The organism is Candidatus Borrelia undatumii (assembly GCF_020882015.2).
Classification (GTDB): Bacteria; Spirochaetota; Spirochaetia; order Borreliales; family Borreliaceae; genus Borrelia.
In genome coordinates, this window is sequence record NZ_CP086555.2 from 290699 (window position 1) to 313330 (window position 22632).

At 35.7% G+C, this 22632-nt stretch carries 25 protein-coding genes; all 25 read right to left on the reverse strand.

All coding sequences use genetic code 11. The annotated features are described in order from the left end of the window. Positions 1 to 8: 8 nt before the first annotated feature. The 25 genes from flgE to LKV13_RS01530 are packed head-to-tail and all read right to left on the reverse strand — an operon-like array spanning position 9 to position 22631. The gene (flgE, locus tag LKV13_RS01410; RefSeq protein ID WP_229088837.1) at positions 9 to 1337 is read right to left on the reverse strand and encodes a flagellar hook protein FlgE; all 1329 of its coding nucleotides are present in this window, start codon (positions 1335 to 1337) and stop codon (positions 9 to 11) included. 4 nt (positions 1338 to 1341) lie between these two features. Next, a complete protein-coding gene (gene flgD / locus LKV13_RS01415; protein WP_373464037.1) occupies positions 1342 to 1740 on the reverse strand; it encodes a flagellar hook assembly protein FlgD in 399 nt (132 codons plus the stop codon). Between the two features lie 46 nt (positions 1741 to 1786). Continuing rightward, positions 1787 to 2953 (reverse strand): flagellar hook-length control protein FliK, encoded by a 1167-nt coding sequence (locus tag LKV13_RS01420; protein ID WP_229088839.1) that lies wholly within the window; start codon positions 2951 to 2953, stop codon positions 1787 to 1789. A 3-nt stretch (positions 2954 to 2956) separates the two neighbouring features. Next, positions 2957 to 3571 (reverse strand): periplasmic-type flagellar collar protein FlbB, encoded by a 615-nt coding sequence (locus LKV13_RS01425; RefSeq protein ID WP_229088840.1) that lies wholly within the window; start codon positions 3569 to 3571, stop codon positions 2957 to 2959. Next, on the reverse strand, positions 3564 to 3995 hold the full coding sequence (locus tag LKV13_RS01430; RefSeq protein ID WP_229088841.1) for a flagellar protein FlbA: 432 nt from the start codon (positions 3993 to 3995) through the stop codon (positions 3564 to 3566). The genes LKV13_RS01425 and LKV13_RS01430 overlap by 8 nt, the downstream gene beginning before the upstream one ends. After that, positions 3992 to 5299, reverse strand: a complete 1308-nt coding sequence (locus tag LKV13_RS01435) for a FliI/YscN family ATPase (RefSeq protein ID WP_229089677.1) — start codon at positions 5297 to 5299, stop codon at positions 3992 to 3994. The genes LKV13_RS01430 and LKV13_RS01435 overlap by 4 nt, the downstream gene beginning before the upstream one ends. Before the next feature lie 24 nt (positions 5300 to 5323). Next, positions 5324 to 6235 carry a flagellar assembly protein FliH gene (gene fliH, locus LKV13_RS01440; RefSeq protein WP_229088842.1) on the reverse strand — a complete coding sequence of 304 codons (912 nt, stop codon included), beginning with the start codon at positions 6233 to 6235 and terminating at the stop codon, positions 5324 to 5326. Between the two features lie 14 nt (positions 6236 to 6249). Next, on the reverse strand, positions 6250 to 7284 hold the full coding sequence (fliG, locus tag LKV13_RS01445; RefSeq protein ID WP_229088843.1) for a flagellar motor switch protein FliG: 1035 nt from the start codon (positions 7282 to 7284) through the stop codon (positions 6250 to 6252). A gap of 15 nt (positions 7285 to 7299) precedes the next feature. Further along, positions 7300 to 9006 carry a flagellar basal-body MS-ring/collar protein FliF gene (gene fliF, locus LKV13_RS01450; RefSeq protein WP_229088844.1) on the reverse strand — a complete coding sequence of 569 codons (1707 nt, stop codon included), beginning with the start codon at positions 9004 to 9006 and terminating at the stop codon, positions 7300 to 7302. A gap of 13 nt (positions 9007 to 9019) precedes the next feature. After that, a complete protein-coding gene (gene fliE / locus LKV13_RS01455; protein WP_229088845.1) occupies positions 9020 to 9349 on the reverse strand; it encodes a flagellar hook-basal body complex protein FliE in 330 nt (109 codons plus the stop codon). Positions 9350 to 9361: 12 nt separating this feature from the next. Then, positions 9362 to 9820 carry a flagellar basal body rod protein FlgC gene (gene flgC / locus LKV13_RS01460; RefSeq protein WP_229088846.1) on the reverse strand — a complete coding sequence of 153 codons (459 nt, stop codon included), beginning with the start codon at positions 9818 to 9820 and terminating at the stop codon, positions 9362 to 9364. Between the two features lie 25 nt (positions 9821 to 9845). Further along, the gene (gene flgB, locus LKV13_RS01465) at positions 9846 to 10253 is read right to left on the reverse strand and encodes a flagellar basal body rod protein FlgB (RefSeq protein ID WP_229088847.1); all 408 of its coding nucleotides are present in this window, start codon (positions 10251 to 10253) and stop codon (positions 9846 to 9848) included. A 31-nt stretch (positions 10254 to 10284) separates the two neighbouring features. After that, complete coding sequence (hslU, locus tag LKV13_RS01470) at positions 10285 to 11625, reverse strand: HslU--HslV peptidase ATPase subunit (protein ID WP_229088848.1); 1341 nt, start codon at positions 11623 to 11625, stop codon at positions 10285 to 10287. After that, the gene (gene hslV / locus LKV13_RS01475; RefSeq protein ID WP_229088849.1) at positions 11625 to 12167 is read right to left on the reverse strand and encodes an ATP-dependent protease subunit HslV; all 543 of its coding nucleotides are present in this window, start codon (positions 12165 to 12167) and stop codon (positions 11625 to 11627) included. Before hslV ends, hslU begins: the two co-directional genes overlap by 1 nt. Before the next feature lie 8 nt (positions 12168 to 12175). Beyond that, positions 12176 to 13120: a DNA-processing protein DprA gene (dprA, locus tag LKV13_RS01480; RefSeq protein ID WP_229089679.1), complete on the reverse strand. Its 945-nt coding sequence runs from the start codon at positions 13118 to 13120 to the stop codon at positions 12176 to 12178. 7 nt (positions 13121 to 13127) lie between these two features. Beyond that, positions 13128 to 13817, reverse strand: a complete 690-nt coding sequence (locus LKV13_RS01485) for a tetratricopeptide repeat protein (protein WP_229088850.1) — start codon at positions 13815 to 13817, stop codon at positions 13128 to 13130. Next, a complete protein-coding gene (gene ftsZ, locus LKV13_RS01490; RefSeq protein WP_229088851.1) occupies positions 13818 to 15014 on the reverse strand; it encodes a cell division protein FtsZ in 1197 nt (398 codons plus the stop codon). A 20-nt stretch (positions 15015 to 15034) separates the two neighbouring features. Next, positions 15035 to 16276, reverse strand: coding sequence for a cell division protein FtsA (gene ftsA / locus LKV13_RS01495; RefSeq protein WP_229088852.1), 1242 nt, complete (start codon positions 16274 to 16276; stop codon positions 15035 to 15037). Further along, positions 16276 to 17019, reverse strand: a complete 744-nt coding sequence (locus LKV13_RS01500) for a cell division protein FtsQ/DivIB (RefSeq protein WP_229088853.1) — start codon at positions 17017 to 17019, stop codon at positions 16276 to 16278. Before LKV13_RS01500 ends, ftsA begins: the two co-directional genes overlap by 1 nt. 38 nt (positions 17020 to 17057) lie before the next feature. Further along, positions 17058 to 18116: a putative lipid II flippase FtsW gene (ftsW, locus tag LKV13_RS01505; RefSeq protein WP_229089681.1), complete on the reverse strand. Its 1059-nt coding sequence runs from the start codon at positions 18114 to 18116 to the stop codon at positions 17058 to 17060. A 52-nt stretch (positions 18117 to 18168) separates the two neighbouring features. Then, entirely contained in the window at positions 18169 to 19224 is a 1056-nt protein-coding gene (gene mraY / locus LKV13_RS01510; RefSeq protein WP_229088854.1) for a phospho-N-acetylmuramoyl-pentapeptide-transferase, read from the reverse strand. A gap of 16 nt (positions 19225 to 19240) precedes the next feature. Continuing rightward, positions 19241 to 20632 (reverse strand): UDP-N-acetylmuramoyl-tripeptide--D-alanyl-D-alanine ligase, encoded by a 1392-nt coding sequence (murF, locus tag LKV13_RS01515; protein ID WP_229088855.1) that lies wholly within the window; start codon positions 20630 to 20632, stop codon positions 19241 to 19243. Positions 20633 to 20657: 25 nt separating this feature from the next. Then, complete coding sequence (locus tag LKV13_RS01520; protein WP_229088856.1) at positions 20658 to 20912, reverse strand: hypothetical protein; 255 nt, start codon at positions 20910 to 20912, stop codon at positions 20658 to 20660. Then, a complete protein-coding gene (gene rsmH / locus LKV13_RS01525) occupies positions 20909 to 21808 on the reverse strand; it encodes a 16S rRNA (cytosine(1402)-N(4))-methyltransferase RsmH (RefSeq protein WP_229088857.1) in 900 nt (299 codons plus the stop codon). The genes LKV13_RS01520 and rsmH overlap by 4 nt, the downstream gene beginning before the upstream one ends. Next, a complete protein-coding gene (locus LKV13_RS01530; RefSeq protein ID WP_229088858.1) occupies positions 21801 to 22631 on the reverse strand; it encodes a hypothetical protein in 831 nt (276 codons plus the stop codon). The genes rsmH and LKV13_RS01530 overlap by 8 nt, the downstream gene beginning before the upstream one ends. Position 22632: the final 1 nt, after the last annotated feature.

Sequence of the window (22632 nt, forward strand, 5' to 3'; positions counted from 1 at the left end):
CCAAACCACTAAGCCTTAAGTCTTACAAGTTCCTGTAATAACTGATCTGAAGTAGTAATAGTTTTAGCATTAGCCTGAAAACCCCTCTGAGTGACTATCATATCCGTAAACTGCTCAGCAAGATCAACATTAGCCATCTCTAGTACTCCCGCCCTTATAACTCCAAGACCCGCAAAACCGGTTTCACCTATCCTAGCCTGCCCCGAATTACTTGTCTCAACGAAATTAGTATCACCCGCTTTAGCAAGTCCTCCAGGATTAACAAAAGATGCGAGAGCAATTTTTCCAATATCTTTCCTAATACCATTTGAGTAAACGCCTGTTATTACCCCATTCTGATCTATCTCATAGTTCTCCATATACCCCATGCCATACCCATCCTGAATAATAGCCTTTGTCGTGCTCGCATCAGCAAACTGAGTAATCGAATCGGTATAGCTACCAACATTTCCAAGCCTAAGGTTAACAGTTTGCACCTCCCCAACTTCTCCAGCATTAGCGTTAGGAACATTAAAAGTTACAGGAAACTCAAGTAAATCCCCCACCTGACCCACCTGACCATTCAAAGAAAGCAGGGCGCCTTCATTGTTAAAGCCCATTGAAAAATTAGAATTCTCCTCACCATTCACCAAAACCGTAGCATTCCATACATTAGGAGCATTTGGATCCCTTACAACTCTGAGCTCCACAACACTAGTGTTTCCAAAACTATCGTAAACCGTCTTATTGACAACCCAAGTTCCACGAGCAACGTCCAATTCACTGGCGCCTTCTCCAATTACAGGCAATCTTTTATCAAGATTGCAAGCAAAAGTTATATATTCAGTGGCTTTAGCCCCCTCCTTATCTCCAACAGGAATAACCAAATCTTCAACATCAGATGAAGTATTAATAACTTGCTGCCCCCCAAGCGTCCTTGCCATCCATCCTTGAATCCTCATTCCATTTGCAGGATTTACAAGATTGCGATCAGAATCAATATCAAACGCACCAGCTCTTGTATAGAAAGAATTATCACCCTCTCTTAGAATAAAAAACCCATTACCGCTAACCCCAAGGTCAGAAGCTTTCTGAGTGCTTTGAAAAGATCCTTGGGTATGAACTGTATCTACCGTGGCAACACTCATGCCAAGCCCAACCTGCTTCGGATTAGTCCCCCCTCTCATATCAACAGGTCGAGACGCTCCTGAGATACTCTGAGATAGCATATCTTGAAAATTAACTCTCCCCTTCTTAAAGCCAACCGTGTTCACATTTGCAATATTATTACCAACAACATCCATTCTAGTTTGATGATTCTGAAGACCAGAAACACCAGAATACAAAGATCTCATCATATAATTATTCCTCCAACCCTATAGATAAAATATTTTCATAAGTGTAGTATCTCCCGTCCACCATAATTCCCGGATTAGCCCCAGTTTTGATACTTGTAACCCTACCCCTAACAACCTCACCACCAACCTGCTCAAATTCAACCACCCTGCCTAATAAATCCAAATCTTTATTTATCTTAAGCGCAGAGGAAAGCTTCTCAAAAGACTTGCTCATATTAGTCATCTGCTCAAGTGCAGAAAACTGCGCCATCTGAGCTATAAATTCCTTGTCTTTCATTGGATCAGTAGGATCCTGATACTTAAGCTGAGTAATGAGAAGCTTCAAGAAATCATCCTTTCCAAGGCTAACATCCCCAGAACTCCTTTCCACACCAGAGTTAGATACACCCTTAACCCTATCCAAATTAATTAAACCAGAAACACCGTCAACAGTACTCACTTACCCTCCGTTAAACAATAAAATTAATACTTTTTTCCAAATCATCAGAAATCTCAATACTATCCTCAAGCCTGAACACCTTATCTTCATCAAAAAAGGACTCCCGCCCTCCGCTCTCATCTTTGAAACAACCAGAAAAAACACCAGAATCACTACCCGCAAGAGAAAGACTCAAACTGGTATTAAATCCATTATCATCCAACATCTTACTGATCGAATACATATTTTGCTCAAAAAGAGCCCTAACATTTTGATTGTCAACTATTATCCTGCCTAATAAATTGTTGCCGGAGTCAAGATTTAAATTAATTCGTACGCTACCAAGTTCTTTAGGCCTTATAATCAATCTAATCTCTCCTGTATCATTCGATTTTAACACAACCCTAGCTTTGTCCACAATATTTTGATTAACCTTTAAATCCCACTCTGACATTAAATCCGCGCTAACACCACCAATTAAAGGTTTAATATTTCTTGCTGTATCAGAGCCATAAAGATCCCCAACAAAGCCTCCCATCCCATTAAATGATTCCTTAAGACTGTACTTGCCAACGGAGCTTCCATCAACAACTCGAAATCCAGTCTCTAAATTAAACAATTCTTTAAAACCACCACTACTCCTAAAATTCTTAACATCAATGTTAATAACATTTCTTCCTCTGTCCTTTCTTTCAAAATCAAAATCTCTATGAATAGTATCAAGATCCATATTCAATACATCAAAACTCAAAAGAGAGCCCCTATCCCCAAGCAGAGCCTCGTTATCAAATAAAAATTTTTCAATATTTTTTAATACTTCTTCCCGATCAAGGAGTCTAGTATCAGACAAAATCTCACCCAAAGCTTTAAAATTTCCAAGATCCGACAAATCACCCATCTTTTTAATTAAGGATCTCAAATCAGCCATAAAACTATCATCACTAAGTTTTTCAAAGGCAAAAGACCTACTTAAAGACAGCCCCTTAGATTTCCTACCCACAAGTCCATTGTTTTTCAAAAACTTCAAAAAATCTAGAACAAAACCTCTTGCTCTAGACACACCCTTCATCTCCGAAAAAACAAGATTTAAAAACTCGCCTTTGCCGTCCTTACCCAAAAGACCACCTAAAACCAAGGAACCCCCGCCCTTACCCGACAAACTGGAACCACTTGAAACAACTTTACCTAAAACATTCACAAATCACTCCAATGAACTCACAGACATTTTCCTCATCAACACAGCGGCTCTCTTGGCATCCATAAGAGACAACCAATAAGGAACAGTAGACGCCCGCCCTTCCTTCCTAAAAACATCCTCCACCTTACGCATGTATGATATTGCAACCTCGTCATCAAGCTCCTCAAGTCTTTTAACTGCATCTTCTGGTGGCATGTTTATCAAATATAGAGCAGCCTGTACAAAATTCGCGTCCTCGTCTTTATACTTATCAACAATATCATCAATAACCTTCTGTTTTAAATCTAAATCCCTTTGCTTCTGCTTAAGCTCCGCTTCAAGCTTATTCAAACCATCCTCTCTTACCCTTAATTCCTCTCTTAATTTTTCAACCTGTTGAATCTCAATATCAATAGCCTCTCTTTCCTTTATCATTCTAATCTCATCAAGACTAATATTTTCGCCCTCAAAAGAATGCATACCCTCGCCAAAAAGCAAACTCCTTATATAAACTGGAAAATAATCTCTAGTCTTATGTAACCCAAATAAATCAATCAAAAAAAACGAAAATCCCATTAAAAAAACAATTAAAAGAAGCCAAAAACACACTCTGAACAAGAACGACAAAACGCTACTCATTACTATTTCCTAATTCCTTACAAATCTCATACTCGATATGTTCATCAAAAGACGAACTTTCCCTCTTCTCTTTTCCCTTAATTATAGTATCATTTAAGATTTTTATTAATATTTTAATCCTCTTTTCTTCTTTATACTTTTTCAAATAAATATCATAATACTTCTTATATTCATGCTTTAATTTTGCAAGTTTTTTTAACTCTTCTTTCTTTTTTTTGTTCAAGTAATCCAGGTAATTTCCCTTACAAAGAACATCCACACCTTTTAATGCCTTAGCGCAACCAGGAACCTCATCAATAAATTTTCCTATTTTTGAAACATCACCGCTTATATTCATTAAATTAAGTTCGCTACATCTCTTATCATAAGTTTTAACAATTAATATTTTTTCAAACTTTTTCTTCTTAATAATTAAATTATTCAAGCCAATATTTCTCTTATTTCGTTATCTAAATTTTCAAAATCAAAATCTTCCTGCATCCCCTGAGACACAAAATCAATAATCTTTGGGTATTTTGAAATCGCCAAATCAACCTCCTCATTAGATCCCTTAAGATAAATTCCTGTCTTAATCAAATCTTCATAATTTCTATAAATTGACAATAAATTTCTAATTCTAGATATCAACTTCTGTTTCTCAAAATTCACTATCCTATGAAGAGATCTTGAAGTAGAACTTAAAATATTAACGGAAGGATAAACTCCTCTATCAGATAAGTCCCTATCCAAAATAATATGCCCGTCTAAAATAGCCTTCATACTGTCAGCTATCGGCTCTGTAAAGTCATCGCCCTCAACAAGAACAGTATAAAACCCCGTAATACTCCCCTTGCCATTAAGCCCTGAACGCTCAAGTAAAATGGGAATTTCCACAAAGACAGAAGGAGGATACCCCTTAGCAGCAGGCGGTTCCCCCATGGAAAGACCTATCTCTCTTTTCGCATTTGCAAACCTTGTAATTGAATCAAATAACAAAATCACATCCAATCCCCTGTCTCTGAAGTACTCAGCTATTAATGTCGCAGTATAGGCTCCCTTATATCTTGAAATAGGAGATTCATCGGAAGTTGATACAACCAAGACACTTTTTTTCAAGCGCTCTTCTCCCAACTCATATCTAATAAATTCATTAAGCTCTCTTCCCCTTTCTCCAATAAACGCAATAACATTAACATCCGCCTTTGAATTCTTGGCAATCATACCAAGCAATGTAGATTTACCCACGCCGGCGCCAGAAAAAATACCCACACGCTGCCCCTTAGCGACTGGTAAAAATCCATCAAGCACCCTTACTCCAGTAATTATTTGCTCAGAAAAAACACCTCTGCTTAAGGGATTAATACCCCTAAAACCCAATTCCTTATAACATTTACCGAAAAACTGCCCCTTATTATCAATAGGCCTACCAAGCGAATCAATAACCCTTCCAAGCAATTCATCACTAAGATTAATCTGAGGTCTTTTATTTAAAGAATAAACCTTGTCTCCAACTTCAAGGCCATCAAAACCCTCATAAGCCATAAGACTAACCGAAGATTCATTAAAACCTAATACCTCAGCATATATCTCCCTTCCGTTTCTCTGAACAATCAGGCATAAATCACCTATCCCACACTTTGGCCCTAAACTCTCTACCAAAAGCCCCCTAATCTTCCTTACCTTCCCAACAAGAGATATAGGCTCTACCTTATCCAACACTTGAGAATAATTCTTAAAGAAGTTGTCCATCATATATTCCTGAGAAGATAGACTCTAGGCAAAGTTCTTAAGTCTCTCTTCTATCCTATCAAGCTGAGATGAAATGCGTGCATCAATTTCTCCAAAATCCGTCTCAATAACACACCCACCCCTTCCTATATTCATATCCTCAACAACTTCCAAATGCTCTATAAAATCAAACCTAGAAATAAACTCAGCTTTCTCATGGGCAACAACATCTAGATCATCAAGATTAACTCTAATAACAATATTAGTTTTATTTTTTACCTTCTTTAAAGCCTCATTAACATTTTCTATGACCACGCCCTTTTGTGTGTCCACAATTCTTTTAACCACCTTAACTGCAATCTGCATAACGAGTTTCATTATCTGATCTCCCGAGGACTCAAGAATTTCTTTTCTCTTTGATACCAAAGAAGCTATTATATTATTTAATTTCCCTAACAATTTATCAAAATCTTCACAGCCCCTACTAAATCCTGCCTCATATCCCTCTTTCCTCCCCCTAGTGGTTGCAACTTCAAGTTCACTTTTCAACCTATCTTCATACTCTTTGACTATTTTTTCAATCTCGGAGTTAGCCTCCCTTTCAACTGCCTCTTTCTTACCCTCAGCCTCTCTTAGTAAGATATCGGACTTCTCCCTAGCCAGATCCAATATTTTACTAGCCTGTTCATTGGCTTCTTTAAGAACTCTAGAAGACTCTTCCTCTATTTCTCTTTTAGCAAGCTCACGTCCACTACTAATCTCTTCCTGAAGTTTTGTCCTTTTGTCCATCAAAACCTCAAGCTCGCTCCTAAGGCTAGCGACTTGACTGTCTATATGAAAAGCTTCACTTTCCTTCTTTTTAACCTCTAAAGATTTGAAAACAGGATTTGCAATCTCAACAAATTCTAACTTTACTACACTTGCAATCTCTTTTGATTTATATAAAATCTTAGGCAAAAAAAACTCCTTTACTAAACAAGTACATCTTCTTCGCCTCCTCTAGAAATTACTATTTCGCCCTGTTCTTCCAACTTCCTAATCAAAGAAACAATCTTCTGTTGAGATTCTTCAACATCCTTACGCCTAGTAGGTCCCAAAAATTCCATATCCTCTTTAAGCATCCCAGCAGCTCTTTTAGACATGTTTTTAAAAATCTTCTCCTGCACAGGCACATCGACAGATTTTAAAGCTTTTGACAACTCCTGTCCATCTATTTCCCTTAAAACTCGTTGTATTGACCTATCATCAAGAAGAACAATATCCTCAAATACGAACATCTTCTTCTTTATCTCCTCCGCAAGTTCAGGGTCCTCCTCCTCAAGAGATTCAATAATAAATTTCTCCGTTTTCCTATCCGCCATATTGATTATCTCAACAACATTATCAACACCACCAGCTGAAGTATAATCTTCCGAGGATAAAGAAGCTAACTTTTTCTCAAGCACTCTTTCAACTTCCCTTACCACCTCAGGAGAAGTTCTATCCATCAAAGCAATTCTTCTTGCAACATTAGTCTGAATCTCAGTAGGAAGGCTTGATAAAATAAATGAAGCTTTTTGAGGATCAAGATATGAAAGTATTAAAGCAATTGTTTGTGGATGCTCCTGTTGTATAAAATTTAAAATATTGGCAGGATCGGCTCTCCTAATAAATTCAAAAGGTCTTGACTGCAAAGCAGAACCCAAATTATTAATAATATCCACAGCCTTTTGAGTACCAAGAGATTTTTCAAGAAGCTCTCTAGCATAATCTATCCCACCCTTTTGAATAAATTCCTGAGCCATCATCAATTCTTTGAATTCCAAAAGAACACTGTCCTTAAGTTCAGAAGTAATAGTATCAAGTTTTGCTATTTCAAAAGTCAAAGACTCTATCTCCTCTTGAGATAGATATTTAAATACTTTAGATGAAATTTCAGACCCTATCGAAACCAACAAAATGGCCGCTTTCTGCTTTCCAGTTAAAGTAGATATGTCAAGTATCTCTTTTTCGTTTCTCTCTTCCATAAATTTTACTACCCTTTAAGCATTCTTAAAAATCCAAGTCCTAATCAGCTTAGCAACATCCTCTGGCTTCTCTCGAGCCAAAAGTTCCGCATTGTTTTGAAGCTCATCTCCATCCCTAAGTCCACCGACAACGTCATCAACCCCAATATCATCCCCATCCATTAACGCCTGCTGTCGTCTTAAATGAGCCTGCTTTGCAAACTCTTCTTCTCTAAGACGCCTTCTTCTTTCTAGCTCTCTAGAAGCAACAAAAAAGATTGTAAAGACTAATATTAATATTGAAATCACTACACTTAATACATACAAAAAAGACTTAAATCTTTCACCAGCAAAGTAGTCCTCATCTATCTTCCTAAACTCATTCAACCTATCAAAAGCGATATTCCTAATCGTAATAGAATCGCCCCTCTCTGGCTTATATTCAAAAGAACTCTGTAAAACATCTGTAATATTTTTTAAGGATTCATCGGAAATAGGCCTGTATTCTCTTTTGCGAATACCATTCTCTATCACAAAATTACCAGACTCATCATAAACAAAATCCCAAATACCATCAACAAAAATACCAAGAGAAACTCCTGCGATCCTAGCAGGCTCCTTTTCATTTAAAGACTTCTTCTCATTAAGAGCAACATTTTTAGTCTCTTTAAATTCATTCAACTTACCAACAATATCACTTAAATCCTGGTACTCAGGCGGAGTATTTCCCTCTTGACCAGGCGGCCCCCACGGGCTATACCCCTGACCCTGATACTCTCTTTTGTGCACCTGAGAAGAGATAACAGTAGAATCACTGATCTTTCTTGTATTATAAGAAGCTTTCGGATCCTGAGGTTGAAGTTCAATAGGAGAATATTCTTTAGACTCCGTAGTTTGCCGAGAAGTATCCAATTTAACATTAACCCTTGCAATCATAAACCTATCAACAGACAAAACCCTACTTAAAGCAAAATCAATTTCATCCCTTAGCATAGACTCATATTTTAATTTAAGCTTCCTTTCCTTTTCAGCTAAATCAATCCTATCGACGCCATCTACATTGGAAAAGTCATTTAATATACTCCCCTTATTATCAACAATAGCAATGTTATCTGATTCAAGTCCCTCAACAGCATATTGAATTAACTTAACAAGTCCCTCAACTTTCTTGCGATTGGTAACAATATCCGAACCGGGCCTTGGAGTAATTCTAACAGAAGCCTTAACCGCTTCCTGGCTCTCTTTAAAGAGAGCCTTCTCGGGCATTACAAGACTAATACTAACAGCATCAACATCATCAAGAGCAACAATATGTTGCTCAACAGCCCTTGTAATCGACCTCCTGAGGTTAATATTTCTCTCAAAATCCGTAATAGTCCACCTATCAATGTCAAAAAGAGACCAAGGATCCATATGAACAGGAACAAGCTCCTCTCTAACAAGAATTGCTCTCATTCTCTTAGACATATTCTCATCTGTTAAATAAATCTTCCCGTCAGTAGCAACAGTATATGCAACACCCTCCCTATCAAGTCTTTGAACTATCCTATCTAACAAATACTGATCCTTAATCCCAACACCAAAAAGAGCGACGCTCTGCGCCTTAGTAGAAAACCCCACCAAAAAGATGAGTGCAAAAATTACGAATAAAGCAATAACTCCAAAGGCCACCTTCTGAATCACACTGGCCTTCCTAAGCACTGTTCTTACCGATGCGAAAAAATTAGTAAAAAAATTGCCCAAATTGTGCAGCTCCTTAACGAATATTAATTATGTCTTGATAAGCCCTAATACTTCTTTCAACAACAGCCTTTGTGATACTCAAATTCATATTAGCCTTAGCCATTGCAATGACAACATCATGCACATCAATTTTATCCGGCTCTACAATAGCTCTCTCAGTCATCCTAGACACATCCAATTGGCTATCATTCACCCTAGATATCGCATCCAGAAATACATCCTTAAAACTTTTAGGTAAATCCTTCCCTACAGGAGAGAGATCAATAGAATTCAATTTAAAATGCAAAGGATCCCCTCCAACCAAATAAAATCCATTATCCATAAAAAAAGAATCAACTCTCATTACCTACCCCCCCTAATTCTGCAATATCGACAGTGCATTCCTAAACATTGATTTACTGCTGTTAATAACAGCAGAATTTGCCTCGTAAGCACGAGAGGCGGATATCATATCCACCATTTCCTCAACAACATTAACGTTAGGAAGCTCTACATACCCCTTTCGATCACCAAAATTTATTACATCAGGATGCGTCGGATCATACTTCAACCTCAAAGAAGCCTTATCTTTTTCAATACCCGCAACTCTCACTCCCTGCCCAATTCCATTATCAAGATACTCAGGTACGAAAGGACCCTTCCAATACGGATTCCTAACTCTTGGGGAAAAAATTACCCTCTGCCTCCTATAAGCCCCCCCCTCCGGAGTTCTAGTAGTTCCCACATTTGCAATATTATTTGAAATAACATCTATTCTTAACCTCTGCGCCGTCAGCCCTGTCGAGGCAGTATTAATGCTTGAAAACAATCCCATAAATTATACTCCTCAAGATAATAGCCTATTTTATTACAATATTCACACTTTTAAAATAATGAGTCTGAATATTTGCAAACAAGCCATACATCATCTGATTCTGAACAAGACTCTTAATCTCAGAATCAATATCGACGTTATTGCCATTATTATTAAAAGTAGAGGCATAATCAAGCATTCTATGTGGCTTAATGTCTAAATATCCCAACTCCTTAACTCCGTCCAAATGCTTTTCACTGCCCTTTAATAAAGACAAAACGGGCGCGTTTTCACCCAAAATAGCTTGCTTAAGCTCAGACTCAAAAGTGACCCCACTCCTCTTAAAATTTGGAGTATCCACATTTGCAATGTTATCAGATATTACATCCTGCCTTAAACCCAGAACATCCAAGTATCTATGCGCCAAATCAACTGACCTTTCAAAATTAACCAAATTAACACCCTCTACTTGAAACAACCTTCAACTATATTATATAGTAATTTAAATCTTTTTTTTCCTTAATCTCTATTTTTTCATTAACATAATTCAAGTCTATTTCAATTTTTTTTAACTTGCTACCAGGAGCTTCAAAAAAAAGATCGGCAAGAAGTTTTTCCATAACCCCATGCAATCTTCTTGCCCCAAGATTTTCACCCTCAAGATTCATATTAAAAGTAAGCTCGGCTATTCTATCAATTGCCTCCTCACTGAACTTCAAGGTCAAACTATAGACCTTAAACATTTCAATGTACTGTTTTATTAAAGAATTTTTTGTTTCTTTTAGGATATTTTTAAAATCATCAATACTTAAACTCTTAAGCTCAACTTTGATTGGAAATCTACCCTGAAGTTCGGGTATTAAATCAGAAGGCTTTGATAAATTAAAAGCCCCAGCTGCAATAAATAAAATATGAGAAGTATCGATTATTCCGTATCTTGTATTAACTTTGGAACCTTCCACAATTGGCAATATATCTCTTTGAACTCCCTCTCTGGAAACGTCATTTCCACTCCTATTCTTAGTAGCTATCTTATCAATCTCATCGATAAAAATAATTCCCATATTCTCTACCCTTGATCTTGCAATCTCTACAATATTTTCATTATCAACCAATTTTTCAAGTTCTTCAGCCAAAATAATTTCTCTAGCCTTTTTTACTTTTACTTCTCTCTTTTTTTTTCTATCAAATATACTATTAATCAATCCACCAAGGCTCATGTCAATCTCTTCAAAATTACCACCGGAAAATATCTCTATTGTAGAAACGGGCATTTTACCTAATACATAAATATCAATAAGATTTTCATCAAGGGCTCCACTTCTTAATTGCTTCCTAAATTTATCTCTTACCTTTTTGCCAATCTCTTTCTCCTCTTCATTTTCAGGATCCTCAGGCGTTTTAAAAAGTTTATCAATTATTCTCTCCTCCGTACGCTTATTCGCCTCCTCACGCACAGAATCATACATTTCCTCTTTCACCATACTAACAGCGATGCTCATTAAATCCCGAACCATAGACTCAACATCACGTCCCACATAGCCCACCTCAGTATACTTCGTGGCCTCCACCTTAATAAAAGGAGCTTTAATGAGCCTCGAAAGCCTCCTTGCGATTTCGGTCTTACCAATTCCAGTCGAACCAATCATAATAATATTTTTAGGCATGACATCGTCTCTTATCTCTTTAGGAAGTCTAGATCTTATATATCTATTAACAAGCGCGATTGAGACTAACTTTTTAGCCTCAGCTTGTCCTATTATATACTTATCCAACTCTGCAACAATCTTTTTAGGAATTATGTCTTGCTTTTCAAATTTATCCATTAACCAATCTCCTCAAGAACAATATTTGAATTCGTGTATATACACACTCTTGCTGCCACCTTTAAAGACTTAAAAGCAATTTCAACAGCGCTTAATTTTTTATCTTCCATGTAAGCAAGAGCTGCCGAATATGCATAATTCCCGCCACTGCCTATCGAGATGACATCCTCTTCGGGTTCAACGACATCACCAGTACCTGAAATCAATAAAATATTATCAGCATCTGCAACAAGCATCATTGCTTCAAGCTTGTGCAATATTCTGTCAGACCTCCAATCTTTTGCAAGATCCACGGCAGCTCTTTTAATGTCAATAATCCCATCTTCTCTAGCTTTAATCTTCTCTTCAAATTTTTCAAAAAGAGTAATAGCATCAGATGTTGAACCTGCAAACCCCGCCAAAATCTTGCCACTAAGTAATTTTCTTATCTTTATGGCATTGGACTTTAAAACAGTGTGACCAAAAGTCACCTGCCCATCTGCTGCTACCACAGTCTTTCCCTTTCTTCTTATTGCAATTACTGTGGTCCCTTTAAAACTCATACAACCCCCTATTTAGATATTTCATTCAACAATTCCTCAACAAGCATATTAGATACATCCTTACATTCAAAACAATCCCTAGGGTCATCGTTACTAATTTCAGGCTCATTATACTCAACACCAAGTATTTTATAAAGCTCTGATATTCCTTTAATCTCCTGGGCTCCACTTTCATACAAAGCTCTAGAACCCTCTCCGGAATAGTCAATATTGTATACATAAACATCAAGACCCAAATCAAGTCCAATATCGGCAGTAATTAAAGCACCAGACCTCATCGGTGCACAAGTTACAAAAACAGAATCTGAAAGTCCCGAAATTATTCTATTCCTCTTCGCAAAAAAATAATTATGTATTTTCTCGTAGGGCAAAGTTTCAGTAATTATTCCCTCTCCATTTTCTAAAATCTCGGAAACATATTTTCTATTTTGTTTTGGGTAGATATTACCAATATCCGTTGCAATAACAGCATATGTTTTTTTCTTTTCGCCTATTGCGCCAAGACGAGCCTCAATATCAGCGCCCACTGCAAATCCAGATATCACCTCAACATTATTTCTAACAAGATGAGACACTAGCTCCCTGATTCGCTTCGCCAAAGTCATACTGATCCGTCTTGATCCTACAACAGCCCAAGATACAGAAACAGAATCTGGAAGATTTCCTTTATAATAAATAGCAAACGGTGGATCGTAAACCCTTTCAAGTTTTAAAGGATAATCCCTATCTCCCAAAAGCGAAACTTTCGCTCCTACCCTATCAATAACCCTCTGCTGAAGCTCTACCAATTTCAAATCCGGAAGTTTATGTACTTTTCTGAAATCTCTGGATAAATAACAAAAAATATCACTTAAGGTCAATTTAAAAACATCGCCCAAGTCAAAATTACTAAAAATTCTAAGTTTCTCTCTACCCTTTAAAAATTTCAAATTATCAATATAAAGTAATTTAATCATAAAACTACTTAAAATTACTTATCACTCTATTGACTCCCTCTATTTGCTCCTCCGTTAAAGCCTTAGTTTTTGCCTTTTCATAAAATAGCAAAGCATTACTAAAATCACCAAGAGCATAGTAATTCGAACCCCTTAACATAAAAAATTCAAAATAACTCTCTCCCATAGCTTCAAGCCTACTTAAATATTCCCTAGCATCCACTTGCTTATCAAGATCATAAACATACATAGTAGAGATAGAAAAAAGTGCTTTTTTAAAATCACTTTTAATAGAAAGAGATTTTAAAAAAGAACGCTCCGCAAGATTTAAATATTCCTCAATCTTTTCTCTGCTCTTTATCTCTTTAGCCAAATTATAAGAAGATACTCCCACATAAAAATGAGACAAATGATTATCCGGGCCATATTCCAAATTTTTATTAAAATACTCAATGGCAGGTCCATATTGACCAAGCTTAATAAGCTCAAGCCCGATCAAGCTAAAAAATCTAGACTTTTTATCAATGGAATTTAACAAACTTAAAATATTTTTTTCCTCTCTATCAATGAACTCCTTATAAACTTCAATCTTTTCTAAAGGGCCTCCTCCAGCTATATCTATTTCCCTTATCCTGAGCCCAAGATTGACCTTCTCTTTAGCTCCATCCCCACAAGAGATCAACAAAAATAACAAGAAAGGCACCAATTTTCTCATTCAATCATCGCTACTTTTTTTATTTAAATTTCTCAAAAATGTCGGAACATCAATGTCATCCTCAAAATAGTTAGCATTTTTGGATTTTGCTATAAAGTTGTCATTTATCCCATAAGCATTCCCCACGTTATCCTGACTTCCTGACATCAAACTATCAAACTCTTTTGAACTTAAAGTATTGCTTTCAACTACGCCAGACAATTCTTTTTGCTTTTTAGAAGAAAATCCAGTGGCAACAACAGTAACATAAATTTCATCATCAAGGTTTGAATTAATAGCATGCCCATAAATAACAGTAGCCTCATCATCAACACTAGCAGTAATTATTCCCATAATCTCTTCAAGCTCAAGCAATGAGAAATCCTCCCCTCCCGTTACATTAACAAGAAGCCCCTTAGACCCTTCAATCCTAACTTCTTCAAGCAAGGGATTACTGATGGCAGAAGTAGCTGCATCAACTGCTCTATTCTCTCCCTTACCGTAACCAATACCCATTAAAGCATCACCCTGACCCTGCATAATACTCTTAACATCAGCAAAGTCAATATTAACCTCCCCATGCTCAATAATAAGACCAGCAATCCCTTGGACGCCCATCCTTAAAACATCATCTGCTCTTTTAAAGGCATCTTTGATAGTAGTTCGCTTATCAACAACAGTCAAAAGTTTTTGATTTGGAATAATTATCAAAGTGTCAACGGATTTTCGTAAATTATTTATTCCCTGCTCAGCAAGTCGCATTTTTTTAGGCCCCTCAAATTTGAAAGGTTTAGTAACAACCCCAACAGTCAAAATTCCAAGTTCTTTTGCCACCTGTGCAATCACAGGGGCAGCTCCCGTTCCAGTTCCCCCGCCCATTCCAGCAGTAATAAACACCATATCAGCGCCTGCTAAGTGATTTTTAATAATATCAATATCCTCTTCCGCCGCCGCCTGACCGATCTCAGGTTTCCCGCCAGCGCCAAGCCCCGCAGTAACCTTAGCCCCAAGAGCAATTTTTATTGGAGCAATAGAAGTTTGAAGCGCCTGAAGATCAGTATTTGCCACAATAAATTCAACATCTCTTACTCCATATTCAATCATACGATTAACAGCATTACTACCGCCTCCACCAGCGCCAATTACTTTAAGAACCGTAGGATTTGCAGCAGAATCAAACCTCCTTGAATGACTGTCAATAATGTTATAATCTTTCATTAAATTTCCTCCATGGCTGGTCAAAACCACTCTTTTAAAAACCAACCTTTCAATTTTGAAGATATTTTGTTTTGCTTCTTGGATTTATTATTTCCCTTCTTTAATTTGTTGAATTTTTGCTGTTCATGCTTATAAAGAACAAGACCAAGTGCTGAGGCAAACTTAGGATCAACATATTCCTCGCTTACCCCATTAATATTCATTGGAAATCCTATTCTTGATGGGTAATTAAACACCTCTTCCATTAAACTAGAAATACCAGGGAATAATGCGCCTCCACCTGTTAAAACAATCCCTCCATTGATCCTGTTATAAAGCCCTCTCTTTATTACCTCAACTTTAATCATTTCAAAAATTTCACTTAACCTTGAATTAATAATAACAGCTAATTCTTTTCTACTCTTCTCCTGCGGGGGTCTAGTTCCAAGATTAGGAATAACAACACTCTCCATTTGGCTTTCAAGAACAGAAATATGAGCAACTCCCGCCGTTATTTTAATATTCTCAGCAACATCCTCTGGCACCTTCCAAACCTGGGCAATGTCAAGAGTCACTCTGTTTGCACCAATAGGAACTACACCTGTATAATAAGGAGAACCATCAATATAAAGAATTACATCTGTAGTCCCTTTCCCCATATCAATAAACAAAACTCCCATTTCTCTCTCTTCTTTAGACAAAGTGGCATATGACGATGCTAAACTCCCAAGAACAATCTCATCAACAGTAAACCCAGCACGATTTACACATCTAACCAAATTTTGACTTGAAGAGCTAGAACCCGTAATAATATGCACCTCGCCCTCAAGACGAATTCCCATCATATCTATTGGATTCTTTATATGAGGGATCCCATCTACAATAAATTCCTGAGGAACTACATGCAAAATCTCCCTATCCATCGGAATCACAATAGCTTTAGCCGCCTCAATAACACGACCAACATCTTCCTCATTAATCTCCCTGGTTTTTGAATTTATCGCAACAACTCCACGAGAATTAGTGCCCTCAATACTACTACCTGACATAGAAACAGAAAGAGTAGAAATATCACACCCAGAAATGAGTTCTGCAGCTTCAATAGAATTAGAAATCGAATCAAGCGCTGCCTCAATGTTTATAAGAACTCCCTTCCTAACACCCCTTGATATACTAGTGCCTATTCCAACTATCTCCAGTTGGTTATTCAAATTGATCTCAGCAACAACAGTGCAAATCTTTGAAGTCCCAACGTCCAACCCTACCATCAAGTTCCTAGACACTAATCTTCTCCTAACAAAATGATATCACCACTTCTTAAATCAATAGTATCAGAGCTCCCCTTAAGCAAATTAGATATCACTAATACCCTATTTATCGAACCTATTAAGCTCATATCAGCAGTTATTAATATCTCATTATATATATTTTTCATATACAAAGTTATCTTGTAATCGTAGAAATTCAATTTTAAAAAATTGATCTCCGATACTAGATTATACAAAGTATTGTGATTTATTTTAATATAATCGAGTTTCTTTACAACAGAAACCATCCTATCTTCTAAAAAATCGCCTACTTCGTTATCGTTTAGGCGCAGTCCACTGATTATGGGCAGGTCATAAATTAAATCTTTACGCTTCTCCAGAACTACACCATCTGAATCAATAAAATAATAAACAAAGACACCATCGATATTTTCATAAGCAACAACAACTGGAATTCTTTTTTCAATATTAATGCTAATTTTATTAGGAAATTTAAGTTCCACCTTGACATTCTTTACTCTTAAATCTTTCTTAATATTTGCCTCATAAGCAATAGTATCAGCTTCATAATAGTAAGTATTAGGCTTAATACCTGAAATTTTTATTATATCTTCTTGAGAAATGTGAATGCCTTCATTAAAGCTAATATACCTGATTAAAAAATAAGGTGAAACAAAAATAATAAAAACAACCTCAAACAATATAAAAGAAATCACTATATATAGGTAAGCTAATAAAAATTTTTTATAAACCGTCATATTCAAGACTGAATTGATTCTTCCATGGTGCCCATAACTTATCCACCCTCAACATCTCTGGCAACGTTTGCAATCAACCCAGCAAGTGCCATTGTGACAACAATAGAAGAACCACCTGATGAAAAAAATGGCAAGTTTATTCCTGTAGGAGGCAAAAGACCAACTGCAATTAAAATATTCATAATACTTTGAAGAAAGATTACAAGACTTGAAATGAAGGCAATAAAAAATTTAAACCTATCCCTAGCGTAAATGGCAACAAAATATCCAAGGTAGAAAAATAAAAAAAACAGCACAATTGCAATACAAACCCCTAAAAACCCCAATTCCTCTCCAAGAACTGAAAAAATAAAATCAGAATTAGCCTCCGGAAGCTTTCCAAGTTTTACCTCTCCCATGCCAAGCCCCTTGCCCCATATACCTCCACTTTTTAAGGCATTAAGAGATGCAATTATCTGATATCCCTTTCCCGAGGGATCCTCATAAGGATTTAAGAACGCAAAAATCCTAGCAACCCTGTAAGGCTCAAACATCAAAAAAAGAACAGAAATTGGCAAAAATGTAAACAAAATAGAAAACATATATCCAACTGCCATCTCAGAAACAAATAAGACAATAAAAAAAAGAATAGCAAAATAAATGGCTGTCGAGTAATCATTTTGTAGGATTATAAGCAACCAAAAACCAGAAAAAATTAGCATAGGTTTAATCCAATAAGAAATATTATTGTCCGTTTTTAGTCTAAACTTACTCAAATAACTTGAAAGATATATTGTAAAGGATAACTTAAAAATCTCTGAGGGCTGTATGCTAATTCCTCCTAAAAATATCCATCTTTTTGCTCCAGAAATACTGGGAGACAGGAAGGTCACCAAAACCAATGCAAAGGTTATAAGCAATACAAGAGACACTATTTTTCTTAAAAAATCTAGAGAAATTCTTTCAAAAACAAAAAATACAATAAAACTCAAAAAAAGATACTTAAGGCGTATTAAAAACAAAAAATTAGGATCTCCTGTAAGCTCCAAACTTAAAAAGAACGAAGATGTATAAAACACAATAAGTCCATAAGAAACAAGCGACCATAAAACAAGCAAATAATATCTTTTAATCAAACTCTTATCTATAAACATGGTAATAAATTTTAACTCATCTAATCTTGAGAGTACTTAAAGCAAGTATAGCGAATATTAAACCTATTATCCAAAACCTAATAACAACCTGCATTTCAGACCAACCAAGCTCTTCAAAATGGTGATGAAGTGGAGCCATCCTAAATATTCTTTTCCTAGTCTTCTTATACACAAGTACCTGAATAATTACAGATAAGGTTTCAACCACAAAAACTCCTGAAAGGATCGCAAAAAGAATTTCACTTTTCAAAATTAAAGCAACCATTCCAAGTATTGCCCCAATCGACAAACTACCAGTATCCCCCATCATTATTTTAGCGGGGTAAGCATTAAACCACAAAAACCCAAAACTACCTCCAAGCAAAGCTCCAAGAAATATTACAAGTTCTTCAGAACCTTTAATATTTGGGATACTCAAATAAGTCGCGAAATCCGCCCTGCTTGTAAGATACGCAATTATTATTAAAGCCCCTGTTATAACTATACTAAGGCCAATGGCAAGCCCATCAAGTCCATCTGTTAAATTAAAAGAATTAGAAGCAGATATCAAAATGAACATTCCAAAAGGAATATAAAAAAGACCTAAATCTAATTTGAAAGATTTAACAAATGGGAAATAAATCACACTAACATGCTCACTTCCGAAATAATACAGAATACTAACTGAAACAAAAGAAAACAAAATTTGACCATAAATTTTAAATTTAGCATTAAGTCCGTCCGTGTTTTTTCTCTTTATCTTCAAAAAATCATCCACAAACCCCAAACATGCAAAGCTAAACATTACAAAAAGAATAATTAGAAAGTATATATTTGCAGGGTTAGCCCAAAACAACAAAGAAACTAAAACACAGGAAAAAATTAGAATACCTCCCATAGTAGGAATTCCCATTTTTTCATTCAAATGTCGCCTAGGTCCTTCCTCTCTTAAGATTTGATCTAGTTTCAATCTCTTAAGTTTCAAGATAATAAATGGGCCAACAAACAGGGCAAGCAAAAATGAAAAAATGGTGGCATAAGCCGCCCTGAAAGTAATATACTTAAGTAGCCTTAATCCTAGCAGATAAAACATAAAGCCTCGTTAATCCCTAAATGTAGTCAAGAACCCTTTCAAGTCTATTTGCCCTTGATCCTTTAATGACAATAAAACATTGGGACTCTAGGCTCTTAACAAAAAAATCGATAAAATCTTCAAAACTATCAAAGTAATACAAATTATTTAAGTCTAAATTCTCGTTTTTCTTTATTTCTTGATATTCCTCCCCAATCAAAAAAACTTTCTCGAAATCCATTAAAATAATCTCTTGAACCACTGTTTTGTGAGCTTTATATGAAAATTCTCCAAGTTCTTTGAAACCTCCAAGAACAATAAATTTCTTGCCCTCAATATCAAGATCTAAAATCATCTTCTTTAAAGCCATAAAAGAACCCAAATTGCCATTATAAGAGTCATTTAAGACTAAATAATCCTTCACCCTCATAAACTCTGCTCTACCCCTTTGGAAATCAGTATTCATAAGTCCCTTTCTAATTTCATCCTCCTTAAGCCCAAGCAGCAAAGCTAGGTTGATGCAAGATATTGCATTAAAAATATTATGCCTACCTGGTAACAAAATAGAGTAATTAAAGCCCTTATAAGCAAAATCATAAGACAATTTATCATTGAATATTGAAAGCGAACCTACCTGCAGTTTATTGAATTCAAAATAGAAAATCTTACTACTTGGGCTCCTAGAATTGGCTATTTCTCTCAAATTAGAATGATAAGGACAACTCTCATTTAATATGACTATCCTAGTACTCTTGGTAATTATCCTACCTTTCTCAGAAGCAACTGTATCTAGGTTTTCAAATGACTGCATATGTGCATAGCTTATGTTTGTAATAACAACAATTTCAGGATTTAACATCTCAGAAAGAAGCTTCATCTCCCCAACATAACTAATCCCAACCTCAAAAACAGCATATTCTTCATCACCCCTAGTTCTTAATATACTGAGGGGGAGCCCAATGTCTGAATTTAAATTCCCCCAAGTCTTGCAAGTCCTATACTTTTCAGATAATATGCTGTAAAGCATTTCTTTTGTTGTAGTCTTCCCGTTGCTACCAGTGATGGCTATCCTTTTAAAGTTCGTTTTTTTAATAAAATGCGATGCCAATTTCTGCAGGAAAGTGATTACACCTCTGGTAAGCAAAAAAACTAAATCATCTCTCTTTTCCAAATACTTAATACAGACAAGTTCATTTTCCATAGAGCACACAAAACATTTAACACCAATATCAATCAAAGAATCAACGAAAGAAAACCCATCTACTCTATCCCCCTTACATGCAAAATAAAGACTACTGCTACTGTTATCTACAGTTATCTCACGGCTGTCAATCGAATAAAAGGACACAACCCTCTGCATACTACTTGAGCGACCAACAAACTTAATATCCTTGGAAGAATTTAAAATATCTTCAACTTTTATATGCACTAAACACCCTCATCTAAAGAATCCATTATTCAATAACATTTATATTCTTATTATCCCGCTTCTCTAAATCTAGATAATCTTGACTAAGTTCTTCTATCCTCTCAACACTTTCCAACTCATATATCACAGTCAATAGCCTAAGGTTCTCATCAACAATGTTAATTTGTTCTTTGTTTAAATCTTCAAGCTCTCGCAACTTCACAACATATCTAAAATTAAGATAAATATTAATGCATGCAACCACTGTCAATATTAAAATCAATAAATAATAAAGCTTCAATTTTCCTCTATTCTTTTTACAGCTCTAAGCTTAGCGCTCCTTGATGCATTATTATATCTCTTCTCTTTAGCACTTGGAATTATGGGCTTTTTAGTCAACACAGAATACAAACCCTTATCCAAACCTTTAAAAAATTCTTTCACAATTTTATCTTCCAATGAATGAAAGGTGATAATAGCCAAAACCCCATTCTTTGCCAAATTTTCCAACCACAACGGCAAACTTCTCTTCAACCTGAGAAGTTCATCATTGACATAAATTCTTAATGCCTGGAATGTCTTAGTCGCTGGATTTATTTTAAAATCCATCCTAGGATAATCTCTCTTAATTATATTTTGCAACTCTAAAGTAGTTTCTATTTTTTTCACTCTCCTATTTTTCAGAATAGATTTTACAATTTTTCTAGAATAATACTCATCTCCAAGCTCATAGATTAACTTTTCAAGCTTTTCCTTACTAAAAGTATTCACAATATCATAAGCAGTAGGGCTTAAGGAGCTGGGATCAAGCCTCATATCTAACATCTCATCCTGAAGAAAAGAAAATCCCCTGCCACTTCTCTTGTAATGAAACATAGAAATACCAAGATCAACCAAAATGAAATTAGCCTTATCTCTTAAAGGATACTCACCAAAAAAATCATCAAACCAAACATTAAAATATGAAATCTTATCTTCAAACTCTTCAAGAAATTTTTTTGCCCTGTCTAAAATAATAACATCTCGTTCAATACCGACTACGCTTATGCCTTCATACTTTCTTAACACTGCACCCGAATGACCACCCTCCCCTAGGGTACAATCAACGAAAATACACTTATCGCCTACATAAACAGACTCCAAAAGATTGATTACCTCATCAAGAAGTACAGGGATATGAATCATAAAACTACCCATTAATAACAAACCTATAGGTCAACCTATTCTCTGCCCCATAAACATCTCCGTATTTAATTGTAATTTCGTTTTTACCCTTAGCAAACTCAAGATTATTTACCTCAATAACTCCATTATCCCCTTTTATATTAGAAAAAGATGAATCGTGGTTATTGATTCCAGAGATAACATATGAGTTATCGTTTAAAAGTATGCTTTGAAATTTCGCACGAAAAACACTTTTGTTATTCAAAAACACTTCAAAATAGTAAATACCCTTAAGAGAGCTTGAAGCATTAATATTTTCTTTAGAAAAGTTTAAAACAAGCCCATAACTGCCAAACTCCACATCTAGATTTATATTCTTCTGCAATTCAATCATAGCGTCATCCTTGCCCTTTAAAAGAACACTGCCCAAGACAAAGGGAGTATCTATAGTTAGATTACCTCTATTCTTGATTACAAATAATGGATTAATTATTTGCCCTCTATGGTGATCAACAACTACAACATCAAAGATCCTGCTGCCGTTTATGAAAAAGATTCTTCCATTTTTGTACACGAAATCACCAAAAAATTCCAAATTAAGAGCCAAATCTTTATCAAAAACAATTAAAATACTCCTATCATATTCCTTTTCCTTATTTTTAGAATATAAGACCTTATAATTATTTGAAAAAATAGAAATGCTTGCGCCTATAGCCTTAAGACCTATGCCAACACACAAATCGTCGTTTACAAGTTCCCCAAAATCCCTAACTAAGTCAAACTTCTCGCCTTTCCCAAACTCCAAAAATGGATGTAGATTAGAAAAAGTAAAAAGAAAAAGAAATATAGTCCTCACA

Coding starts and splice junctions, on each gene's coding strand:
- mraY (WP_229088854.1), bottom strand. CDS start 19,224: ATGTTTTATCTGCTAGGATTAAGGCTACTTAAGTATATTACTTTCAGG.
- fliG (WP_229088843.1), bottom strand. CDS start 7,284: ATGGAAGAGAGAAACGAAAAAGAGATACTTGACATATCTACTTTAACT.
- flgC (WP_229088846.1), bottom strand. CDS start 9,820: ATGGGATTGTTTTCAAGCATTAATACTGCCTCGACAGGGCTGACGGCG.
- flgE (WP_229088837.1), bottom strand. CDS start 1,337: ATGATGAGATCTTTGTATTCTGGTGTTTCTGGTCTTCAGAATCATCAA.
- hslV (WP_229088849.1), bottom strand. CDS start 12,167: ATGAGTTTTAAAGGGACCACAGTAATTGCAATAAGAAGAAAGGGAAAG.
- ftsZ (WP_229088851.1), bottom strand. CDS start 15,014: ATGAAAGATTATAACATTATTGACAGTCATTCAAGGAGGTTTGATTCT.
- LKV13_RS01425 (WP_229088840.1), bottom strand. CDS start 3,571: ATGAGTAGCGTTTTGTCGTTCTTGTTCAGAGTGTGTTTTTGGCTTCTT.
- LKV13_RS01435 (WP_229089677.1), bottom strand. CDS start 5,299: ATGGACAACTTCTTTAAGAATTATTCTCAAGTGTTGGATAAGGTAGAG.
- LKV13_RS01485 (WP_229088850.1), bottom strand. CDS start 13,817: ATGAGAAAATTGGTGCCTTTCTTGTTATTTTTGTTGATCTCTTGTGGG.
- hslU (WP_229088848.1), bottom strand. CDS start 11,625: ATGGATAAATTTGAAAAGCAAGACATAATTCCTAAAAAGATTGTTGCA.
- fliE (WP_229088845.1), bottom strand. CDS start 9,349: ATGAGAGTTGATTCTTTTTTTATGGATAATGGATTTTATTTGGTTGGA.
- rsmH (WP_229088857.1), bottom strand. CDS start 21,808: ATGGGTAGTTTTATGATTCATATCCCTGTACTTCTTGATGAGGTAATC.
- LKV13_RS01500 (WP_229088853.1), bottom strand. CDS start 17,019: ATGACGGTTTATAAAAAATTTTTATTAGCTTACCTATATATAGTGATT.